General features: G+C 70.2%; 14 protein-coding genes. 8 read left to right on the top strand and 6 right to left on the bottom strand.

The window, feature by feature from the left end:
• From CCS38_RS08790 to CCS38_RS08820, 7 genes are all read left to right on the top strand, one after another.
• Nucleotides 1–733 (top strand): EboA domain-containing protein (locus CCS38_RS08790; RefSeq protein ID WP_263301850.1); only part of this gene is annotated, 733 nt, incomplete at its 5' end.
• A gap of 5 nt (nt 734–738) precedes the next feature.
• The gene (locus CCS38_RS08795) at nt 739–1,587 is read left to right on the top strand and encodes a TatD family hydrolase (RefSeq protein ID WP_223732631.1); all 849 of its coding nucleotides are present in this window, start codon (nt 739–741) and stop codon (nt 1,585–1,587) included.
• A 15-nt stretch (nt 1,588–1,602) separates the two neighbouring features.
• Nucleotides 1,603–2,808, top strand: coding sequence for a metabolite traffic protein EboE (gene eboE / locus CCS38_RS08800; protein WP_223732632.1), 1,206 nt, complete (start codon nt 1,603–1,605; stop codon nt 2,806–2,808).
• On the top strand, nt 2,805–4,235 hold the full coding sequence (locus CCS38_RS08805; RefSeq protein WP_223732633.1) for an alkaline phosphatase family protein: 1,431 nt from the start codon (nt 2,805–2,807) through the stop codon (nt 4,233–4,235). The genes eboE and CCS38_RS08805 overlap by 4 nt, the downstream gene beginning before the upstream one ends.
• A gap of 20 nt (nt 4,236–4,255) precedes the next feature.
• Nucleotides 4,256–5,326, top strand: coding sequence for a sugar phosphate isomerase/epimerase family protein (locus tag CCS38_RS08810; protein ID WP_223732634.1), 1,071 nt, complete (start codon nt 4,256–4,258; stop codon nt 5,324–5,326).
• Nucleotides 5,327–5,427: 101 nt separating this feature from the next.
• Nucleotides 5,428–5,811, top strand: coding sequence for a hypothetical protein (locus tag CCS38_RS08815; RefSeq protein WP_223732635.1), 384 nt, complete (start codon nt 5,428–5,430; stop codon nt 5,809–5,811).
• A gap of 93 nt (nt 5,812–5,904) precedes the next feature.
• Nucleotides 5,905–6,288 (top strand): chorismate mutase, encoded by a 384-nt coding sequence (locus CCS38_RS08820; RefSeq protein ID WP_223732636.1) that lies wholly within the window; start codon nt 5,905–5,907, stop codon nt 6,286–6,288.
• A gap of 21 nt (nt 6,289–6,309) precedes the next feature.
• Here the strand turns inward: CCS38_RS08820 and CCS38_RS08825 are convergent, their stop codons facing one another.
• The 6 genes from CCS38_RS08825 to CCS38_RS08850 form a co-directional block, all read right to left on the bottom strand.
• A complete protein-coding gene (locus CCS38_RS08825) occupies nt 6,310–6,900 on the bottom strand; it encodes a GNAT family N-acetyltransferase (protein WP_223732637.1) in 591 nt (196 codons plus the stop codon).
• An 18-nt stretch (nt 6,901–6,918) separates the two neighbouring features.
• A complete protein-coding gene (locus CCS38_RS08830) occupies nt 6,919–8,277 on the bottom strand; it encodes an OFA family MFS transporter (protein ID WP_223732638.1) in 1,359 nt (452 codons plus the stop codon).
• A gap of 1 nt (nt 8,278) precedes the next feature.
• A complete protein-coding gene (locus CCS38_RS08835; RefSeq protein ID WP_223732639.1) occupies nt 8,279–9,667 on the bottom strand; it encodes an OFA family MFS transporter in 1,389 nt (462 codons plus the stop codon).
• Between the two features lie 85 nt (nt 9,668–9,752).
• Nucleotides 9,753–11,951, bottom strand: a complete 2,199-nt coding sequence (locus CCS38_RS08840; RefSeq protein ID WP_223732640.1) for an acetate--CoA ligase family protein — start codon at nt 11,949–11,951, stop codon at nt 9,753–9,755.
• A 3-nt stretch (nt 11,952–11,954) separates the two neighbouring features.
• On the bottom strand, nt 11,955–13,199 hold the full coding sequence (frc, locus tag CCS38_RS08845; RefSeq protein WP_223732641.1) for a formyl-CoA transferase: 1,245 nt from the start codon (nt 13,197–13,199) through the stop codon (nt 11,955–11,957).
• A gap of 31 nt (nt 13,200–13,230) precedes the next feature.
• The gene (locus tag CCS38_RS08850) at nt 13,231–14,931 is read right to left on the bottom strand and encodes a thiamine pyrophosphate-binding protein (RefSeq protein ID WP_223732644.1); all 1,701 of its coding nucleotides are present in this window, start codon (nt 14,929–14,931) and stop codon (nt 13,231–13,233) included.
• 199 nt (nt 14,932–15,130) lie between these two features.
• On the opposite strand from CCS38_RS08850, the gene CCS38_RS08855 reads away from it, so the two are divergent.
• Nucleotides 15,131–15,805, top strand: a 675-nt coding sequence (locus tag CCS38_RS08855; RefSeq protein ID WP_223732642.1) for an ATP-grasp domain-containing protein, incomplete at its 3' end; no start/stop codon positions are given.

Here is a 15,805-nt window from a genome sequence, read left to right on the forward strand (position 1 = left end):
CCCCGATCCGCCCCCCGAGGACCCCTGGATCAGCCGCCTCGACAAGGCACTCCGCGACCGCCTCGGCGACAGCGCCCGCGCCTGGCTCGACGAGGCCCTGACCGAGGCCACCTCGTCGGCCGGCCCTCCCGCCTGGGAGGCCCGATTCGCCTCCGCAGGCCGGCACTGCCTGCGGAGGGAACCGCCGCATCATGCCGACCCGGAGGCCGCCGAGGCCGCGCGGGTGCTGATCCTGTGCGCCGCCCGCGCCGACGGCGCCACTGTCACCCGGCTGTACGAGCACGGCACGGCCGCCGAACGCCGGGCCGTACTCCTTGCACTCCCGCACCTGCCCCTGCGCACGGGCCGCACGACCGGCACCACCACCGGCTCGGTCGGCACGGACGGGCTGCCGCTCATCGAGGATGCCCTGCGGACGAACGACACGCGGCTGGTCGCCGCGGCCGTGGGCCCGTACGCCGCACGGCACCTCGATGCGCACGCCTGGCGGCACGCCGTACTCAAGTGCCTGTTCACCGGGGTGTCGGTGGACGCCGTCGCCGGTCTCGCCGAACGCTCACGCGGCGACGCCGAACTCGCCCGCATGCTCGGCGACTACGCCCGCGAGCGCACCTCGGCCGGCCGCCCCGTACCCGACGATCTTCCTTACGTGCTCTCGCTCACCCAGCGATCCCCCCTGTCCGCCGACGCGCCCGCCGACCCGTGCTCCGGCTCGTCCCCCGAGGAGGCGTAACCCCGATGCGTATCTTCGATCCGCACATCCACATGACCTCCCGCACCACCGACGACTACGAGGCCATGTACGCGGCCGGCGTGCGTGCCCTCGTCGAGCCGGCCTTCTGGCTGGGGCAGCCGCGGACCTCACCGGCGAGCTTCTTCGACTATTTCGACTCCCTTCTCGGCTGGGAGCCCTTCCGGGCCGCCCAGCACGGCATCGCCCATCACTGCACCATCGCGCTCAACCCCAAAGAGGCGAACGACCCCCGCTGTACCCCCGTCCTCGACGCCCTGCCCCGCTACCTCGTAAAAGACTCGGTCGTCGCCGTCGGCGAGATCGGCTACGACTCGATGACCCCGGCCGAGGACACCGCCCTGGCCGCTCAGCTCCAACTCGCCGTGGACCACGGCCTCCCGGCCCTCGTCCACACCCCCCACCGCGACAAGGCCGCCGGGCTCAAACGCACCCTCGACGTCCTGCGCGAATCCGACCTTCCCCCCGATCGCGTCGTCCTGGACCATCTCAATGAAACAACCGTAGGGGATGCCACTGACAGTGGCTGCTGGCTGGGCTTTTCCATCTATCCGGACACCAAGATGGACCCGGAACGGATGGTGCGCATCCTCCGCGTGCACGGCACGGAGCGGGTGCTCGTCAACTCCGCGGCGGACTGGGGTCGCAGCGATCCGCTCAAGACCCGGCACGTCGGCGAGGCGATGCTCGCCGCCGGATTCTCCGCCGACGACGTGGACCAGGTGCTGTGGCGCAACCCCGTCGCCTTCTACGGCCAGAGCGGCCGGCTCTCCCTCGACATCGCCGACCCCGGCGCCCTCCACGAGGGCAACTCCATCCTCCGCGGCGGGGAATGAGGAGGCGGCGGACCGATGCGCTTCCGGCACCCCGACGGCTCCACCGTCCACCTCGCGTACTGCACCAACGTCCACCCCGCCGAGACGCTCGACGGCGTGCTCGCCCAGCTGCGCGACCACTGCGAGCCCGTACGCAAACGGCTGGGCCGGGACCGGCTCGGTATCGGACTGTGGCTCGCCCGCGCCGCGGCCCGCGCGCTGACCTCCGACCCCGTGGCCCTGCGCCGGCTGCGCCGGGAGCTGGACGCGTGCGGCCTCGAGGTCGTCACCCTCAACGGATTCCCGTACGAAGGGTTCGGCGACAGCCACGTCAAGTACCGCGTCTACCGGCCGGACTGGACCGAACCGGCCCGGCTGGAGTACACGGCCGACCTCGCCCGGCTGCTGACCGTGCTGCTGCCGGACGATGCCGCCGAGGGCACCATCTCCACCCTGCCGCTCGCCTGGCGCACGGATTTTGATGAGCACCGGCGTGCGACCGCCCTGGCCGCGCTCCGCACTCTCGCCGCGCGCCTGGACGCGCTCCAGGACACCACCGGCCGCAGCATCCGCGTCGGCCTGGAACCGGAGCCCGGCTGCACGATCGAGACCCTGGCCGATGCCCTCGACGCGCTGACCGGCGCGGCGGACGTCCCCACCCACCGCATCGGCGTCTGCGTCGACACCTGTCACCTCGCCACCTCCTTCGAGGAGCCGGAACCGGCCTTGGACGCGCTGCACCGGGCGGGCATCCCCGTCGTCAAGACGCAGCTGTCCGCCGCCCTGCACGCCGAGCATGCCGAACGGGCCGACGTCCGCGCCGCGCTCGGCGCCTTCGCCGAACCCCGCTTCCTGCACCAGACCCGCACCCGGAATGCCGACGGCGCCCTCCTCGCCACGGACGACCTCGACGAGGCGCTCGGCGGCACACCGGGCGCCACCGCTGAGCCCGGCCTGCTCACCGTCACCCCCTGGCGCGCCCACTTCCACGTCCCCCTGCACGCGCCACCGGAGCCCCCGCTCACCTCCACCCTTCCCGTGCTCCGGGACACCCTCGCCCGCCTCGTCGGCCCGACCGCGCCGCCGCGCACCCATCACCTGGAGGTCGAGACGTACACCTGGCAGGCCCTGCCGCCCGAGCTGCGGCCGCGCACCCGTGCCCGGCTCGCCGACGGCATCGCCGCCGAACTCGCCCTTGCCCGCGACCTGCTGACCGACCTCGGCCTCAAGGAGCTGCCATGACCGCGCACGAGAGCAGCCCCGGGGACGCCGCGGCGCCGCCCGCCGACGCCGTGCCGCCCCAGCCCCTCCTCGTCCTCGACGTCGTCGGCCTCACCCCCCGGCTCCTCGACCACATGCCGCACCTCAAGGCGCTGGCCGCGGCCGGCTCGTACACCCCCCTGCGTACCGTGCTGCCGGCCGTCACCTGCACCGTCCAGTCGACCTTCCTCACCGGCGCGCCGCCCTCCCAGCACGGCATCGTCGGCAACGGCTGGTACTTCCGCGACGTCGGCGAGGTCCACCTCTGGCGGCAGCACAACGCCCTCGTCGGCGGCGACAAGCTCTGGGACGCCGCCCGCCGCGCCCACCCGGGCTACACCGTCGCCAACATCTGCTGGTGGTACGCCATGGGCGCGGACGTCGACTGGACCGTCACGCCCCGGCCCATCTACTACGCCGACGGCCGCAAGGAACCCGACTGCTACACCCGGCCGCCCGCGCTCCACGACGAGCTGACCGAACTGCTCGGCCCCTTCCCGCTCTTCACCTACTGGGGGCCCACGGCCTCGCTCACCTCCTCCCAGTGGATCACCGACGCCAGCCGTCACATCCTGCGCACTCGCCACCCCGACCTCACTCTCACCTACCTCCCGCACCTCGACTACGACCTCCAGCGCTACGGTCCCGACGACCCCCGCTCGCACGCGGCCGCGGCCGCACTCGACGCCGTCATCGCGCCCCTCCTCGACGACGCCCGCGCGGCCGGCGTCACGGTCGTCGCCCTCTCCGAGTACGGCATCACCCGCGCCCGCCGCCCCGTCGGCATCAACCGCGCGCTGCGCCGGGCCGGGCTGCTGGAGGTGCACACCCAGGACGGGATGGAGTACCTCGACCCGACCGCGTCCCGCGCCTTCGCCGTCGCGGACCACCAGATCGCGCACGTCTACGTACGCCGCCCCGAAGACCTCGACGCCACCCGGGAAGCCCTCGCGGACCTGCCGGGGCTCGGCGAACTCCTCGACGACGCGGGCAAGAAGCAGCACGGGCTGGACCATCCACGCGCCGGCGAACTCGTCGCCGTCGCCGAACCCGACGCGTGGTTCACGTACTACTACTGGCTCGACGACGCCCGGGCGCCGGACTTCGCGCGCCTCGTCGAGATCCACCGCAAGCCCGGCTACGACCCCGCCGAGCTCTTCATGGACCCGCGCGACCCCTACGTACGGCTACGCGCCGCCACCGCGCTCGCCCGCAAGAAGACCGGCATGCGCTACCGCATGGCCGTCGTCCCCCTCGATCCCGAGCCCGTGCGCGGCAGTCACGGGCGTATCCCGGACCACGAGGACGACGGCCCCGTCCTGATCTGCTCCACCGCAGGCACGCTCACCACCCCCCTCGCTGCGACCGACGTGAAGTCCTTGCTCCTCAAGCTTGCCGCACGGCACTGACAATCCACCTTGGAGCCGTAATGACCAGCGACGTTCCCAACCCGCGCACCTCCCGCAACCCCGAGCTCGCGCACCGGCTCGCCCGCCGCGGGTTCCTCGGCGTGGCCGCCGGCGCCGCCGCGGCCGCCGTCCTCGGCGCCCAGCCGGCCCAGGCCGCTCAGTCCGGCGCGCGCCCCGGGCCCGCCACGACCGACGGCCACCGCCCCGTCGTCCCGCCCGGCCGCCTCGGCATCCAGCTCTACACACTCCGCGACAAGACCTCGACCCTCGGCTTCGCCAGAGTCTTCGAAGAGCTGGCCCGCTATGGGTATGACGAGGTGGAGTTCGCCGGGTACACCCAGGGCTCGGCCGGTGCCATCACTCTGGCGCAGCTGAAGCGGCTCATGAAGGACAACGGCCTGCGCGGCATCGGCAGCCACGTGGGCTACTACTCGTCCGATCCGAAGGCGTACACCTTCGCCACCAACCTCACCAAGGTGCTCGACGACGCCCAGGCCCTCGGTCTGCCCTACGTAGGCACCGCTTCCGGACCCGACCGCTACGGGAACACCGTCGACGGCTGGAAGCGCGCTGCCGCGGACTTCAACGCCTACGGAGCGGCGGCCAAGGCCCGCGGCATGCACTTCTACCAGCACAATCACGCGGAAGAGTTCGCCTTTGCCACGGACAACCCGAAGGTGCGGCTCTACGACGTCCTCCTTGCCGAGACCGACCCCAGCCTCGTGCGCCTCGAAATGGACATCTACTGGGCGTATGTCGCCCAGTACCGCTTCTCGAAGCGGCCCGACGGCACGCCCGCGCCCTTCGAACCGCTCGACTACGTCCTCGCCGACCCCGCCCGCTACCCGCTCTTCCACGTCAAGGACGGCGAGCACGACGAGGCGGCGCGCGACGGCTACCACATGGTGGACGTGGGTGACGGCGACATCGACTACCGGCACTTCCTGAGCCGCGTGGGCCGCCTGTCGAACCGCAAGTACCACAACTGGATCGTTGAACGGGACGACGCTGTGGACCCCGCCGTCAACCCCGCCGGCTCCCTCACCACGGCCCGCCGCTCCGCGTCTCATCTCCGCCGCCTCCGAGGCTGAGGAAAGGGCGGACGACCTGCGGGAATCCGGCCGGTGCGAACCGGATCATGGCCGGATTCCCGCCTGACCTCCGGCACATGCCTTCGGTATTGTCTTCGGGCATGAAAGCCATGCGGGGGTACTGGGGATATCTGGCGGCGGCCGCGTTGATCGTGGCCTGGAGTCGGGGCGCGGAGAGCGCCATCATCCTGGTGCTGTCGCTCGCCGTGGCCGCCTACACGAGCTTCGCGCTGCCCGTGTGGTGCGGCGCGGTCAACCGTGATGGCCGTACGTACTGCCGCAAGAACGCCGCCGGGCTGCTGATGGGCTGCTCCTACAGGCAGCACAGGTGGCAGAAGATGAAGATGATCGTGCTGCGGCACAAGACCGGCAGCGTCGTGCAAGCCGTCTTCCCCACGGCCAAGGAGAAGTTCGCCGGCCTGATCTCCGTGGGCGGCCTGCTGTCGGCCATCGCTGCCGTGATCGTTCCGGTCTTCACCGGTTAAACGAGGCAATCCGGGCTCCGTACGGCCTCGCCGTCCGGGCCGGGTAGTGTGCCCCACGATCACGCACTACCCGACCCAGATTGGCGACACCACATGAGCGAGTGGACGCCCGCCGCGCCGACCACGGCCGGCGGAGAACCGCGCTCCGACGCGGCCTCCGTATCGGACGAGGCGGCGCGTGAGCGGCTGCGGTACCTGCGCGGCAGCATCGACAATCTCGACGCCGCTCTGGTGCACCTGCTCGCCGAGCGCTTCAAGTGCACGCAGCAGGTCGGCGAGCTCAAGGCGCGGCACAGCCTGCCGCCCGCCGACCCCGCCCGTGAGGCCACGCAGATCGCCCGTCTTCGAAGGCTCGCCGAAGACGCCAAACTCGATCCGGCATTCGCCGAGAAGTTCCTCAACTTCATCATCGAAGAGGTCGTCCGGCACCACAAAGCGATCGCACAGAACGCGGGAGCAGAAGAGAACAGCGCCTGACGCCGCCCTCGGGCACAGCCCTCACAGCTCCCGTACGAAGGACACCCGGTCCAGGCCCGGACCGTCGTAGTCGGTATGGACGCCCACACCGTCCTCCGTGCGGTCGCCCGGCTCGATACGGAAGCCCATGCGGGTGTGGTACGCGATGGAGTTCCGGTTCGCCGGGCTGGTGATGGCGCGGACGCGCGACCGGCCGTGGCCGCGGGCGACGTCGAAGAAGCGGCGGTAGAGCGCGCTGCCCAGGCCGCTGCGCTGCTCCTCCGGGTGCACGGCCACGAAGTGGATGTACGCCGTCTCCGGGTCGGTCTGGGACAGGAAGCCGATGAGGAAGGCCCGTAGCGCGACCTCACCGGCCGCCCCGTCTTCGGAAACACTCCCGGAGGCTCCCTCGGGGGCCCGCTCCACGAAGAAGCTCGTCTCCGAGAAGTGCTGGAGGAACAGCCGCGGCAACAGAAGGCGGCGCTGCTGCGCGCCCGCCTCGCCGCCCTGGCCGCCCCACCAGTCGGTGAGCGCCCCTTGGAGCACTGCGTGGTCCGAGGGGCGCGGATGCCGCACCGTGACGCCGGCCGGGAACGGCCCCGACGGTTCGAGGTCACAAGATCGTATGCTCATGCGCCGAGCGTACGGGGATCAGGCCGGCACCCCCGCCCGTTCCGCCGGCCGCTTCAGGAACAGCGACAGAACGGCCGCCAGCAGCCCCACACAGCCCGCCGTGGCGTACGCGCCGTCGTAGCCCCACGCGGCCACCACAGCGGCGCCCAGGCCGCCGCCCAACAGCCCTGAGACCAGCTTCGAGCTGTAGACCAGGCCGTAGTTGGAGGCGTTGTTGTTCTCGCCGAAGTAGTCCGGCACGAGGGCCGCGAAGAGCGGGAAGAACGCGCCGCCGCCGAAGCCGGACACGAAGGCGAAGACCAGGAACAGCGGTTCGTTGGCGGTTTCGCCCGCCCACAGGACGCCGAACTGGGCGAGCCCGAGGACGAGGCACACGTAGGTGAGCGTCAGCCGCCGCCCGAGGCGGTCCGAGAGCCAGCCCACGATGCCGCGCCCGGTGCCGTTGACCACCGACATGATGCCCATGGAGGACGCCGCGACCAGTGGGCCGAAGCCGACGTCCTTGGCGAACGGCACCTGGAAGGAGATGCCGAAGATCGACACGCCCGCGGTGCAGAGCAGGCACGCCCACATCAGGGGCAGCATCTTGGTACGGACGGCCTCACGGGGCGTGAACTGGCCCGCCGCCGGCGGGTTCTTGCGCAGTGCCTGCGCCGTGCGCCCCGTACTGGGGCGCGCGAGCGGGTCGATGTGCTCCGGCCACCAGTTCTTCGGCGGGTCCTTGAAGAACATCCCCGCCACCGCCGTCACCAGCAGCACGTACAGGCCCACCAGGTCCAGCACACCACGGTAGTTCCCGGCGTCGAAGCCGTACGAGAAGAGGAAGATGAACGGCACTGCACCGTAGGCGAAGCCGCCGTTGACGAAACCCGTCTTGCCGCCCCGCCGCTCCGGATACCACTTGCCGACCGTATTGATGCACGTCGCGTACACCAGCCCGGAGCCGGTACCGCCGAGCACACCGAAGCCGACGATCGCCCACCACAGGGAGGGCGCGTGCGCGAGGCTCACGAATCCCAGCAGCGCCAGGCCCGAGCCGGCCAGCATCGCCGCCCGGCTGGTCAGCACGCCCTTCTCGCGCAGCCGGCCGGCCGGGAAGGCCACCGCCGCCTGGAAGAAGACCCACACGCTCAGCACCCAGAACGTTCCGGTGTGGCTCCAGTGGTGCGCTTCGGAGAGCGTCGATTCGGCGGCCCCGTAGGCGTACTCGAAGACACTGATGCCCATCATGGCCACCCACGGCAGCAGCACCATGGTCCAGCGCGGATAGCCCAGGATCTCCCGGTCCGTGATGCCGACCCGGTAGACCCGGCCCTGTGCGTCGGTGAGGTCACGTACCCGGCCCGCCCTCGGGGCCGTGACGTCCTCGGCGGTCATCTCACATCGCCTCCCTGCTGATCGGACGCGGATTGGGCTGGATGGCGCGCGTGGCCGGCCGGCCCGGCTGGCGCAGGAAGATGGCCAGCACGGCCGAGAAGAAGCCGATACCTCCGGCGAGCACGAAGGCGCCCCGGTAGTCCCAGGCAGCCACCACGACCGCGCCCAGGCCCGAGCCGACCAGCCCGGAGACCAGCTTGGAGCTGTAGACCATCCCGTAGTTCGTGGCGTTGTTGTTCTCGCCGAAGAAGTCGGCGGTCATCGCGGCGAACAGCGGGAAGATCGCACCGCCGCCGAATCCGGAGATCATCGAACAGATCAAGAAGAACGGCAGGCTGTGCAGCGTCCCCGAGACGAGCACGCCGATCTGCGCGCTGCCCAGTACCAGGCATACGAAGATGAGCGTGTTGCGGCGGCCGTACCGGTCGGAGATCCAGCCGATGACGCCGCGCCCGGTGCCGTTGACGATCGCCTTCAGGGACATCGCGGTGGCCACGATGCCGCCCGCGAAACCCATGTCCTTCCCGAAGGGCACCTGGAAGGCGATACCGAAGATGTTGATGCCGGCCGTACAGAGCAGGCAGAACCACATCATCCACAGGACGGGAGTGCGGGCCGCCTCGGCGGGCGTGTACTGCTTGACGGCTGGCGGGTTCTTCGCGAGCGCCCGCCGGATCCGCGGGTCGTCGGAGACCGACAGCGGGTCGACGTGCTCCGGCCACCAGTTCTTCGGCGGGTCCTTGAAGAACCATCCGGCGCTCGCCACGACCATCAGGAGCACCGCGCCGACGGACACCAGCACCACCTGGTAGTTGCTCAGGTCCAGGTAGGCGGTGAAGAGGAAGACGAACGGCACGGAGCCGTATGCGAAACCGCCGTTGACCAGGCCCGTCTTGCCGCCCTTGCGCTCCGGGTACCACTTGCCGACCATGTTCACGCAGGTCGCGTAGACCAGCCCGGCGCCCATCCCGCTGAAGGCGCCGAAGCCGATGTACGCGACGACGACGTGCGGCGCGTACGCCAGGGAGAGGTACCCGAGGAACGTCCCCAAGGCGCCCAGCATCATGGCGTTACGGGCCGGCAGCCGGCCGCTCTCGCGCAGCTTCCCCGCCGGGAACGCCACCGCCGCCTGGAAGAACACCCACACACCCAGCAACCAGAAGATGTGCCCGCTGGTCCACAGATGCGCGTCGTGCAGGGTGTCCTCGGCCGAGGTGAAGGCGTATTCCGACGAGCTGATGCCCATCATGCCGACCCACGGGAGGAGCACCATCGTCCAGCGGGGCCGGCCCAGGATGTCCCGGTCGCGCTCGCCGATCCGGTACACCCGTCCGTTGCGGTCCCGCACCTCTCGGTACGGGGCACCCGCTGGGGCATCGGTTGTTGTCATGTCGAACCCCTTGCGTCGAAGAAGCCTGGCCAGCGCCCCCTGTCCGTTCTCTTCGTGCTCGCGGGACTCGCACCGCCGCGTTAGGTCATGACGCGCCTCCCAGCAGCCCCGCCGCCCGCGCCCAGCGGTACTTCGCGCCGAGCACCGCGACCGGGCGCTCCGTCGTGTACGGGTAGGCGACCACCCCGCGCTCGAAGAGGTACGCGCAGGCTTCCTCGACCTCGGTGTCTCCGGCGAGCGACGCCACCACCGGCTTTTCGATGCCCCGCTCGCGGAACTCCGCGACGACGCGGGCCGTTAGCTCGGCAAAGACCATGGGAGGGGTGACGATCGTATGCCAGTAACCCAGCACCAGCGCGTGGATGCGCGGGTCCTCCATGCCCAGCCGGATCGTCGCCTCATAGGTCGACGGAGGCTCGCCGCCGGTGATGTCAACGGGATTCCCCGCCGCGCCGAACGGCGGGATGAAGCGCCGGAAGGCCGCGTCCAGGTCGTCCGGGATCGTCATCAGCGACAGCCCGTTGTCCACGATCGCGTCGGAGAGCAGCACACCGGAGCCGCCGGCGCCGGTGATGATGACGACGTTGTCACCCTGCGGCGTGGGCAGCACGGGCAGCGCCCGCGCGTACTCGAGCATGTCGTTCAGGCCCGGGGCCCGGATGACGCCCGCCTGCCGCAGGATGTCCTCGTACACCGCGTCGTCGCCCGCCAGCGCGCCGGTGTGCGAGCCCGCGGCCCGGGCTCCCGCGCTCGTCCGCCCCGCCTTGAGCACCACGATCGGCTTCTTGCGCACGGTCTCCCGCGCCGCTTCGACGAAGGCCCGCCCGTCCTTGAGGTCCTCCAGGTGCATCGCGATGCACTGCGTGTTCTCGTCCTCGCCGAAGTAGGTCAGCAGGTCGTCCTCGTCCACGTCCGACTTGTTGCCGAGCCCGACGATCGCCGAGACCCCGGTCTTCGTGGACCGGGCGAAGCCCAGGATCGCCATGCCGATGCCCCCGGACTGCGAGGTCAGCGCGACGGACCCCTTCACGTCGTAGGGCGTGCAGAAGGTGGCGCAGAGGTCCTGCCAGGTGGAGTAGTAGCCGTAGATGTTCGGCCCCAGCAGGCGTACGCCGTGCTCCTCGGCGATGGCCACGATGCGCTCCTGCAGCGCGTGCTCGCCGGTCTCCGCGAAGCCCGACGGGATCAGCACGGCGTTCGGTATGCCCTTGCGGCCGACCTCCTCCAGGGCCGCGGGCACAAATTTGGCGGGGATGGCGAAGACCGCCACATCCACCTCTCCCGGCACGTCCATCACTGTCTTGTACGCCTTGCGGCCGAGAATGTCATCGGCCTTGGGGTTCACCGGATGGATGTCCCCGGGAAAACCGCCGTCGATGAGGTTGCGCATCACCGAGTTGCCGATCTTCCCCGGCTCGCCGGACGCGCCGATGACCGCGACGGACCGCGGCCGCATCAGCCGCCGCATCGCGCCCAGGATCTCCTCGCGCGAGTAGCGCCGCCGCTCCTTGGCAGGGCCTTCGCTGATCAGTACGCGCACGTCGGCGGCGAGCACCCCGTCCGCCGAGGCGAACACCGGATTGAGGTCGACCTCCGCGATCTCCGGGAAGTCGGCAGCCAGTTGGGAAGCCCGTACGATCAGGTCGGCCAGCGCCGCGCGGTCCACGGCCGGGCGGCCCCGCACGCCGCGCAGCACCTCCGCCGCCCGGATGCCGTCCAGCATCGACTCCGCGTCCTCGTGCGAGGCGGGCGCCAGCCGGAAGGTGATGTCCTTCAGCACCTCCACGAGCACGCCGCCCAGCCCGAAGGCCACGACCTTCCCGAACGTCGGGTCGGTGACCGCCCCGACGATCACCTCCTGACCGCCCTCGGGCACCATCTGCTGTACCTGCACACCGCTGATCCGGGCCGCCGGGTCGTACGCCCGGGCGTTGCTCACGATCGCCGTGAAGGCGCCGCGCACCTCCGCCGCGGAGTTCAGGCCCACCCGCACCCCGCCCGCATCCGTCTTGTGCAGGATGTCCGGCGAGACGATCTTCAGTGCTACGGGGAAGCCGATCCGGTCCGCCAGCGCGACCGCGTCGTCCGCGCACTCCGCCAGCCCCTCGGCCGGCGTCGGAATCCCGTACGCGTCCGTGAGCAGCTTGCCTTCGGGAGCGGTGAGCGCGGTCCGCCCCTCGGAGCGCGCGGCCTGCAGTACGGCCCGCACCGCGTCCTTGTCGTACGCGGGCTGCGTCGCCGTGCCCCGCGTCGTGGTGCCCTGCGTCGTCGTGTCCTGCGCCATCGGTCAGATCACTCCGTTCGCCTTGAGCAGTGCCACTTCCTCGTCGCCCAGCCCCAGCTCGCCGACGTACACCGCTTCGTTGTGCTCGCCGAGCAGCGGTGAGCGCTCGACGTCGACGGGGGAGTCGGACAGCTTCAGGGGCGAGCCGACGGTGGTGAAGGTGCCGCGCTCCGGGTGCGGGACCTCGACGACCATCTCGTTGGCGACCAGCGACGCGTCCTCGATGATCTCCTTGGTGGAGAGGATCGGACCGCACGGGATGTTGTGGGCGTTCAGCCGCTCCAGGACGTCCCACTTGGGCAGCGTCGAGGACCACTCCTCGATCAGCTGGAACATCTTCCCGAGCTTGGGGAGGCGTACCTCGGGCGTCGCCCAGTCGGGATCGTCCGCGAGTTCCGGGCGCCCGATCAGCTCGGTGATCGGCTGCCAGCCCACGGGCTGCACGATGACGTACACGTAGTCGTTCGGCCCGCCCGGCGCGCACTTGACGGCCCACCCGGGCTGTCCGCCGCCGGACGCGTTCCCGGAGCGCGGCACTTCGTCCCCGAAGTCGTCGTTCGGATACTCTGCGAGCGGTCCGTGCGCGAGGCGCTGCTGGTCCCGCAGTTTCACCCGGCACAGGTTCAGTACGGCGTGCTGCATCGCCACGTTCACGCGCTGCCCGCGACCGGTGTTCTCCCGCTGGAAGAGCGCGGCGAGAATCCCCGCGACGGCGTGGATCCCGGTACCGGAGTCGCCTATCTGGGCACCCGTGGCGAGCGGCGGACCGTCCTCGAAGCCCGTGGTCGACATCGACCCGCCCATGGCCTGGGCGACCACCTCGTACGCCTTGAAGTTGGTGTACGGCCCCTCACCGAACCCCTTGATGGAGGCATAGACGATCCGCGGATTGATCTCCTGTATGCGGTCCCAGGTAAACCCCATACGGTCGACCGCGCCCGGCCCGAAGTTCTCCACCATCACATCGGAGCGCCGGATCAGCTCGGTCAGGATCTCCTTGCCGCGCTCCGTCTTCGTGTTGAGTGTGATGCTCCGCTTGTTGCAGTTGAGCATCGTGAAGTAGAGGGAATCGACGTCGGGCAGGTCGCGCAGCTGCCGGCGGGTGATGTCGCCGCTCGGCGCCTCCAGCTTGACCACGTCGGCACCCAGCCAGGCGAGCAGCTGTGTGGCGGACGGGCCGGACTGGACATGTGTCATGTCGAGGACACGAATGCCCTCAAGTGCCTTGGTCCCACCGTGGCTTGTCACAGCGCGGTCACCTCACTTGTACACGATCCGGTCACTTGTACATGGTCTGGTTCATGGTTCCGGGGGCGTACGCGTCGGGATCGACCCAGACGTTGATCAGCGACGGCTTGCCGGACTCCCGGGCGCGCCGCAGCGCCGGCCCGATGTCCGCCGGATCGCGCACCTCCTCGCCGTAACCGCCGAGCATCCGCGCGAACTGGTCGTACGGCACGTCCCCGAGGGTGTTGCCGACCCGCTCCCGCGCGTCCCCGTACTTGGCGCGCTGCCCGTAACGGATCTGGTTCATCGAGGAGTTGTTGCCGACGATCCCGACGAACGGCAGGTCGAAGCGGACCAGCGTCTCGAAGTCCCACCCCGTCAGCGAGAACGCGCCGTCCCCGAAGAGCGCCACGACCTCCTTGTCCGGCCGCGCCTTCTTCGCCGCCATGACGAACGGCACGCCGACGCCGAGCGTCCCCAGCGGCCCCGGGTCCATCCAGTGCCCCGGCGACTTCGGCTGCACGACCTGCCCGGAGAAGGTGACGATGTCGCCCCCGTCCCCGATGTAGATCGAGTCCTCCGTCAGGAAGTCGTTGATCTCGCTGACCAGCCGGTACGGGTGGATCGGGTCGGCGTCCGAGCGCAGCTGCGGCAGCCGCTTCGCCAGCGCCGTACGCTCCGCCGTCCGCAGCTCCTCGATCCACTCCTTGCGCTTGCCGGCCCCGCCGTTCAGCCGCCCGGACGCGGCCTGGGTGACGGCCGACAGTACGAGCCCGGCGTCCCCCACGATTCCCAGATCGACGTCGCGGTTCTTCCCCACGGTCCGGTAGTCCAGGTCGATCTGCACGACGGTGGCGTCGGGGGAGAGGCGTTTTCCATACCCCATACGGAAGTCAAAAGGCGTTCCGACGATCACGATGAGATCGGCATTGGCGAACGCATACCGCCGCGAGAGCTGGAAGTGGTGCGGATCGCCGGGCGGCAGCGTGCCACGTCCCGCGCCGTTCATGTACGCCGGTACGTTCAGCGTCCGTACGAGCTCCACCGCGGCCGCGGTCCCGCGCGTCGTCCACACCTGGCTGCCCAGCAGGATCGCCGGCTTCTCCGCCCGCGCCAGCAGATCGGCCAGCCGCTCGACGGCCTCCGGGTCACCCGCCGTACGCGTGGAGGCGCGGTACTGCCCCGCCTTCGGCACCCGAGCCTTCTCGCGCGGCACCTTCGCGTCCAGCACATCGCGCGGAATCTCCAGGAAGGACGGCCCGGGCGCACCGTGGAAGCACTCCCGGAACGCCATCGACACCATGTCGGCGGCGCGCGCCGTGTCCGGCACGGTGGCGGCGAACTTGGTGATCGGCGCCATCATGTCCACGTGCGGCAGGTCCTGCAGCGACCCCATCTTGTGCTGCGTGTGAGCACCCTGACCGCCTATCAGAAGCATCGGCGACTCGGCGCGGAAGGCGTTCGCGACGCCGGTGACCGCGTCGGTCGTACCGGGTCCGGCGGTGACCACGGCACATCCGGGCTTGCCGGTGATCCGCGCGTACCCGTCGGCGGCGTGCGCCGCGACCTGCTCGTGCCGTACGTCGATGACGTCGATGCCCTCGTCCACGCAGCCGTCGTAGATGTCGATGATGTGGCCGCCGCAGAGCGTGTAGATGACGTCGACGCCCTCCGCCTTGAGCGCCTTGGCGACCAAGTGCCCGCCGGAGATGAGGTCCTGAGTGTCCTGGGGGTCCTGGTTGTCGTCGGGCATGGTGAAACGCGTCCCTTCGTAGGGGTCGGCGACCGTGCCGTACTGGCTCAAGCCGAGGTATTGGGAGGCAAGTTCGGCTGTTGGCCGGTCGATTGCATACAGTCGACGAATACTGTATGAACCTTGTTATCCCGCATCGGCTGATCGATGTCCAGGGGGCGTGCAGAGATCGATCCTCCGATCGACACAAGGAGCGGGCATGGACCTGTTCGAACACCAAGCACGAGAACTCTTCGACTCCTACGGCGTTTCGGTGCCACCGGCCGAGGTGGTCCGCACCGCCGCCGAGGCCCGCGCGGCCGCCGCCCGACTAGGCGGCCGAGTGGTCGTCAAGGCCCAGGTCAAGACGGGCGGCAGGGGCAAGGCGGGCGGCGTGAAGATGGCCGCGGATCCGGCCGCGGCGGAGCTGACGGCACGCCAGATCCTCGGGATGGACATCAAGGGACATGTGACGCGAGCGGTGATGCTGGCGCAACCGGTGGCGGTGGCCGCGGAGTTCTATGTCTCGTACGTACTCGACCGGGCCGGCGGAACGTTCCTGGCCATCGCGTCCGCCGAGGGCGGCATGGAGATCGAGGACGTCGCCGCCGCGCGCCCGGACGCGGTGGCCCGCATACCCGTCGACCCGGAGGAGGGCGTAACGGAGGCGGTCGCTCGCCGGATCGCGGCCGCGGCGGATCTGCCGGCCGACGTGGTACCGACTCTGCGCGCCCTGTGGCAGGTCATGGTCGCCGAGGACGCCCTGCTCGTCGAGGTCAATCCGCTGGTGCGGACGGCCGATGGGGCGATCGTGGCACTGGACGGAAAGGTAACGCTGGACGACAACGCGCGATATCGGCAGACGCGTTGGGGCGTGGGGGAGGAGTACGGGGAT

It is taken from the genome of Streptomyces purpurogeneiscleroticus, assembly GCF_020024005.1.
Taxonomy (GTDB): Bacteria; Actinomycetota; Actinomycetes; order Streptomycetales; family Streptomycetaceae; genus Streptomyces; species Streptomyces purpurogeneiscleroticus.

Bases quoted from the DNA above. Each gene is read 5' to 3' on its own strand.
- CCS38_RS08795 (WP_223732631.1), top strand. From the start codon at position 739: ATGCGTATCTTCGATCCGCACATCCACATGACCTCCCGCACCACCGAC.
- eboE (WP_223732632.1), top strand. From the start codon at position 1,603: ATGCGCTTCCGGCACCCCGACGGCTCCACCGTCCACCTCGCGTACTGC.
- CCS38_RS08805 (WP_223732633.1), top strand. From the start codon at position 2,805: ATGACCGCGCACGAGAGCAGCCCCGGGGACGCCGCGGCGCCGCCCGCC.
- CCS38_RS08810 (WP_223732634.1), top strand. From the start codon at position 4,256: ATGACCAGCGACGTTCCCAACCCGCGCACCTCCCGCAACCCCGAGCTC.
- CCS38_RS08815 (WP_223732635.1), top strand. From the start codon at position 5,428: ATGAAAGCCATGCGGGGGTACTGGGGATATCTGGCGGCGGCCGCGTTG.
- CCS38_RS08820 (WP_223732636.1), top strand. From the start codon at position 5,905: ATGAGCGAGTGGACGCCCGCCGCGCCGACCACGGCCGGCGGAGAACCG.
- CCS38_RS08825 (WP_223732637.1), bottom strand. From the start codon at position 6,900: ATGAGCATACGATCTTGTGACCTCGAACCGTCGGGGCCGTTCCCGGCC.
- CCS38_RS08830 (WP_223732638.1), bottom strand. From the start codon at position 8,277: ATGACCGCCGAGGACGTCACGGCCCCGAGGGCGGGCCGGGTACGTGAC.
- CCS38_RS08835 (WP_223732639.1), bottom strand. From the start codon at position 9,667: ATGACAACAACCGATGCCCCAGCGGGTGCCCCGTACCGAGAGGTGCGG.
- CCS38_RS08840 (WP_223732640.1), bottom strand. From the start codon at position 11,951: ATGGCGCAGGACACGACGACGCAGGGCACCACGACGCGGGGCACGGCG.
- CCS38_RS08850 (WP_223732644.1), bottom strand. From the start codon at position 14,931: ATGCCCGACGACAACCAGGACCCCCAGGACACTCAGGACCTCATCTCC.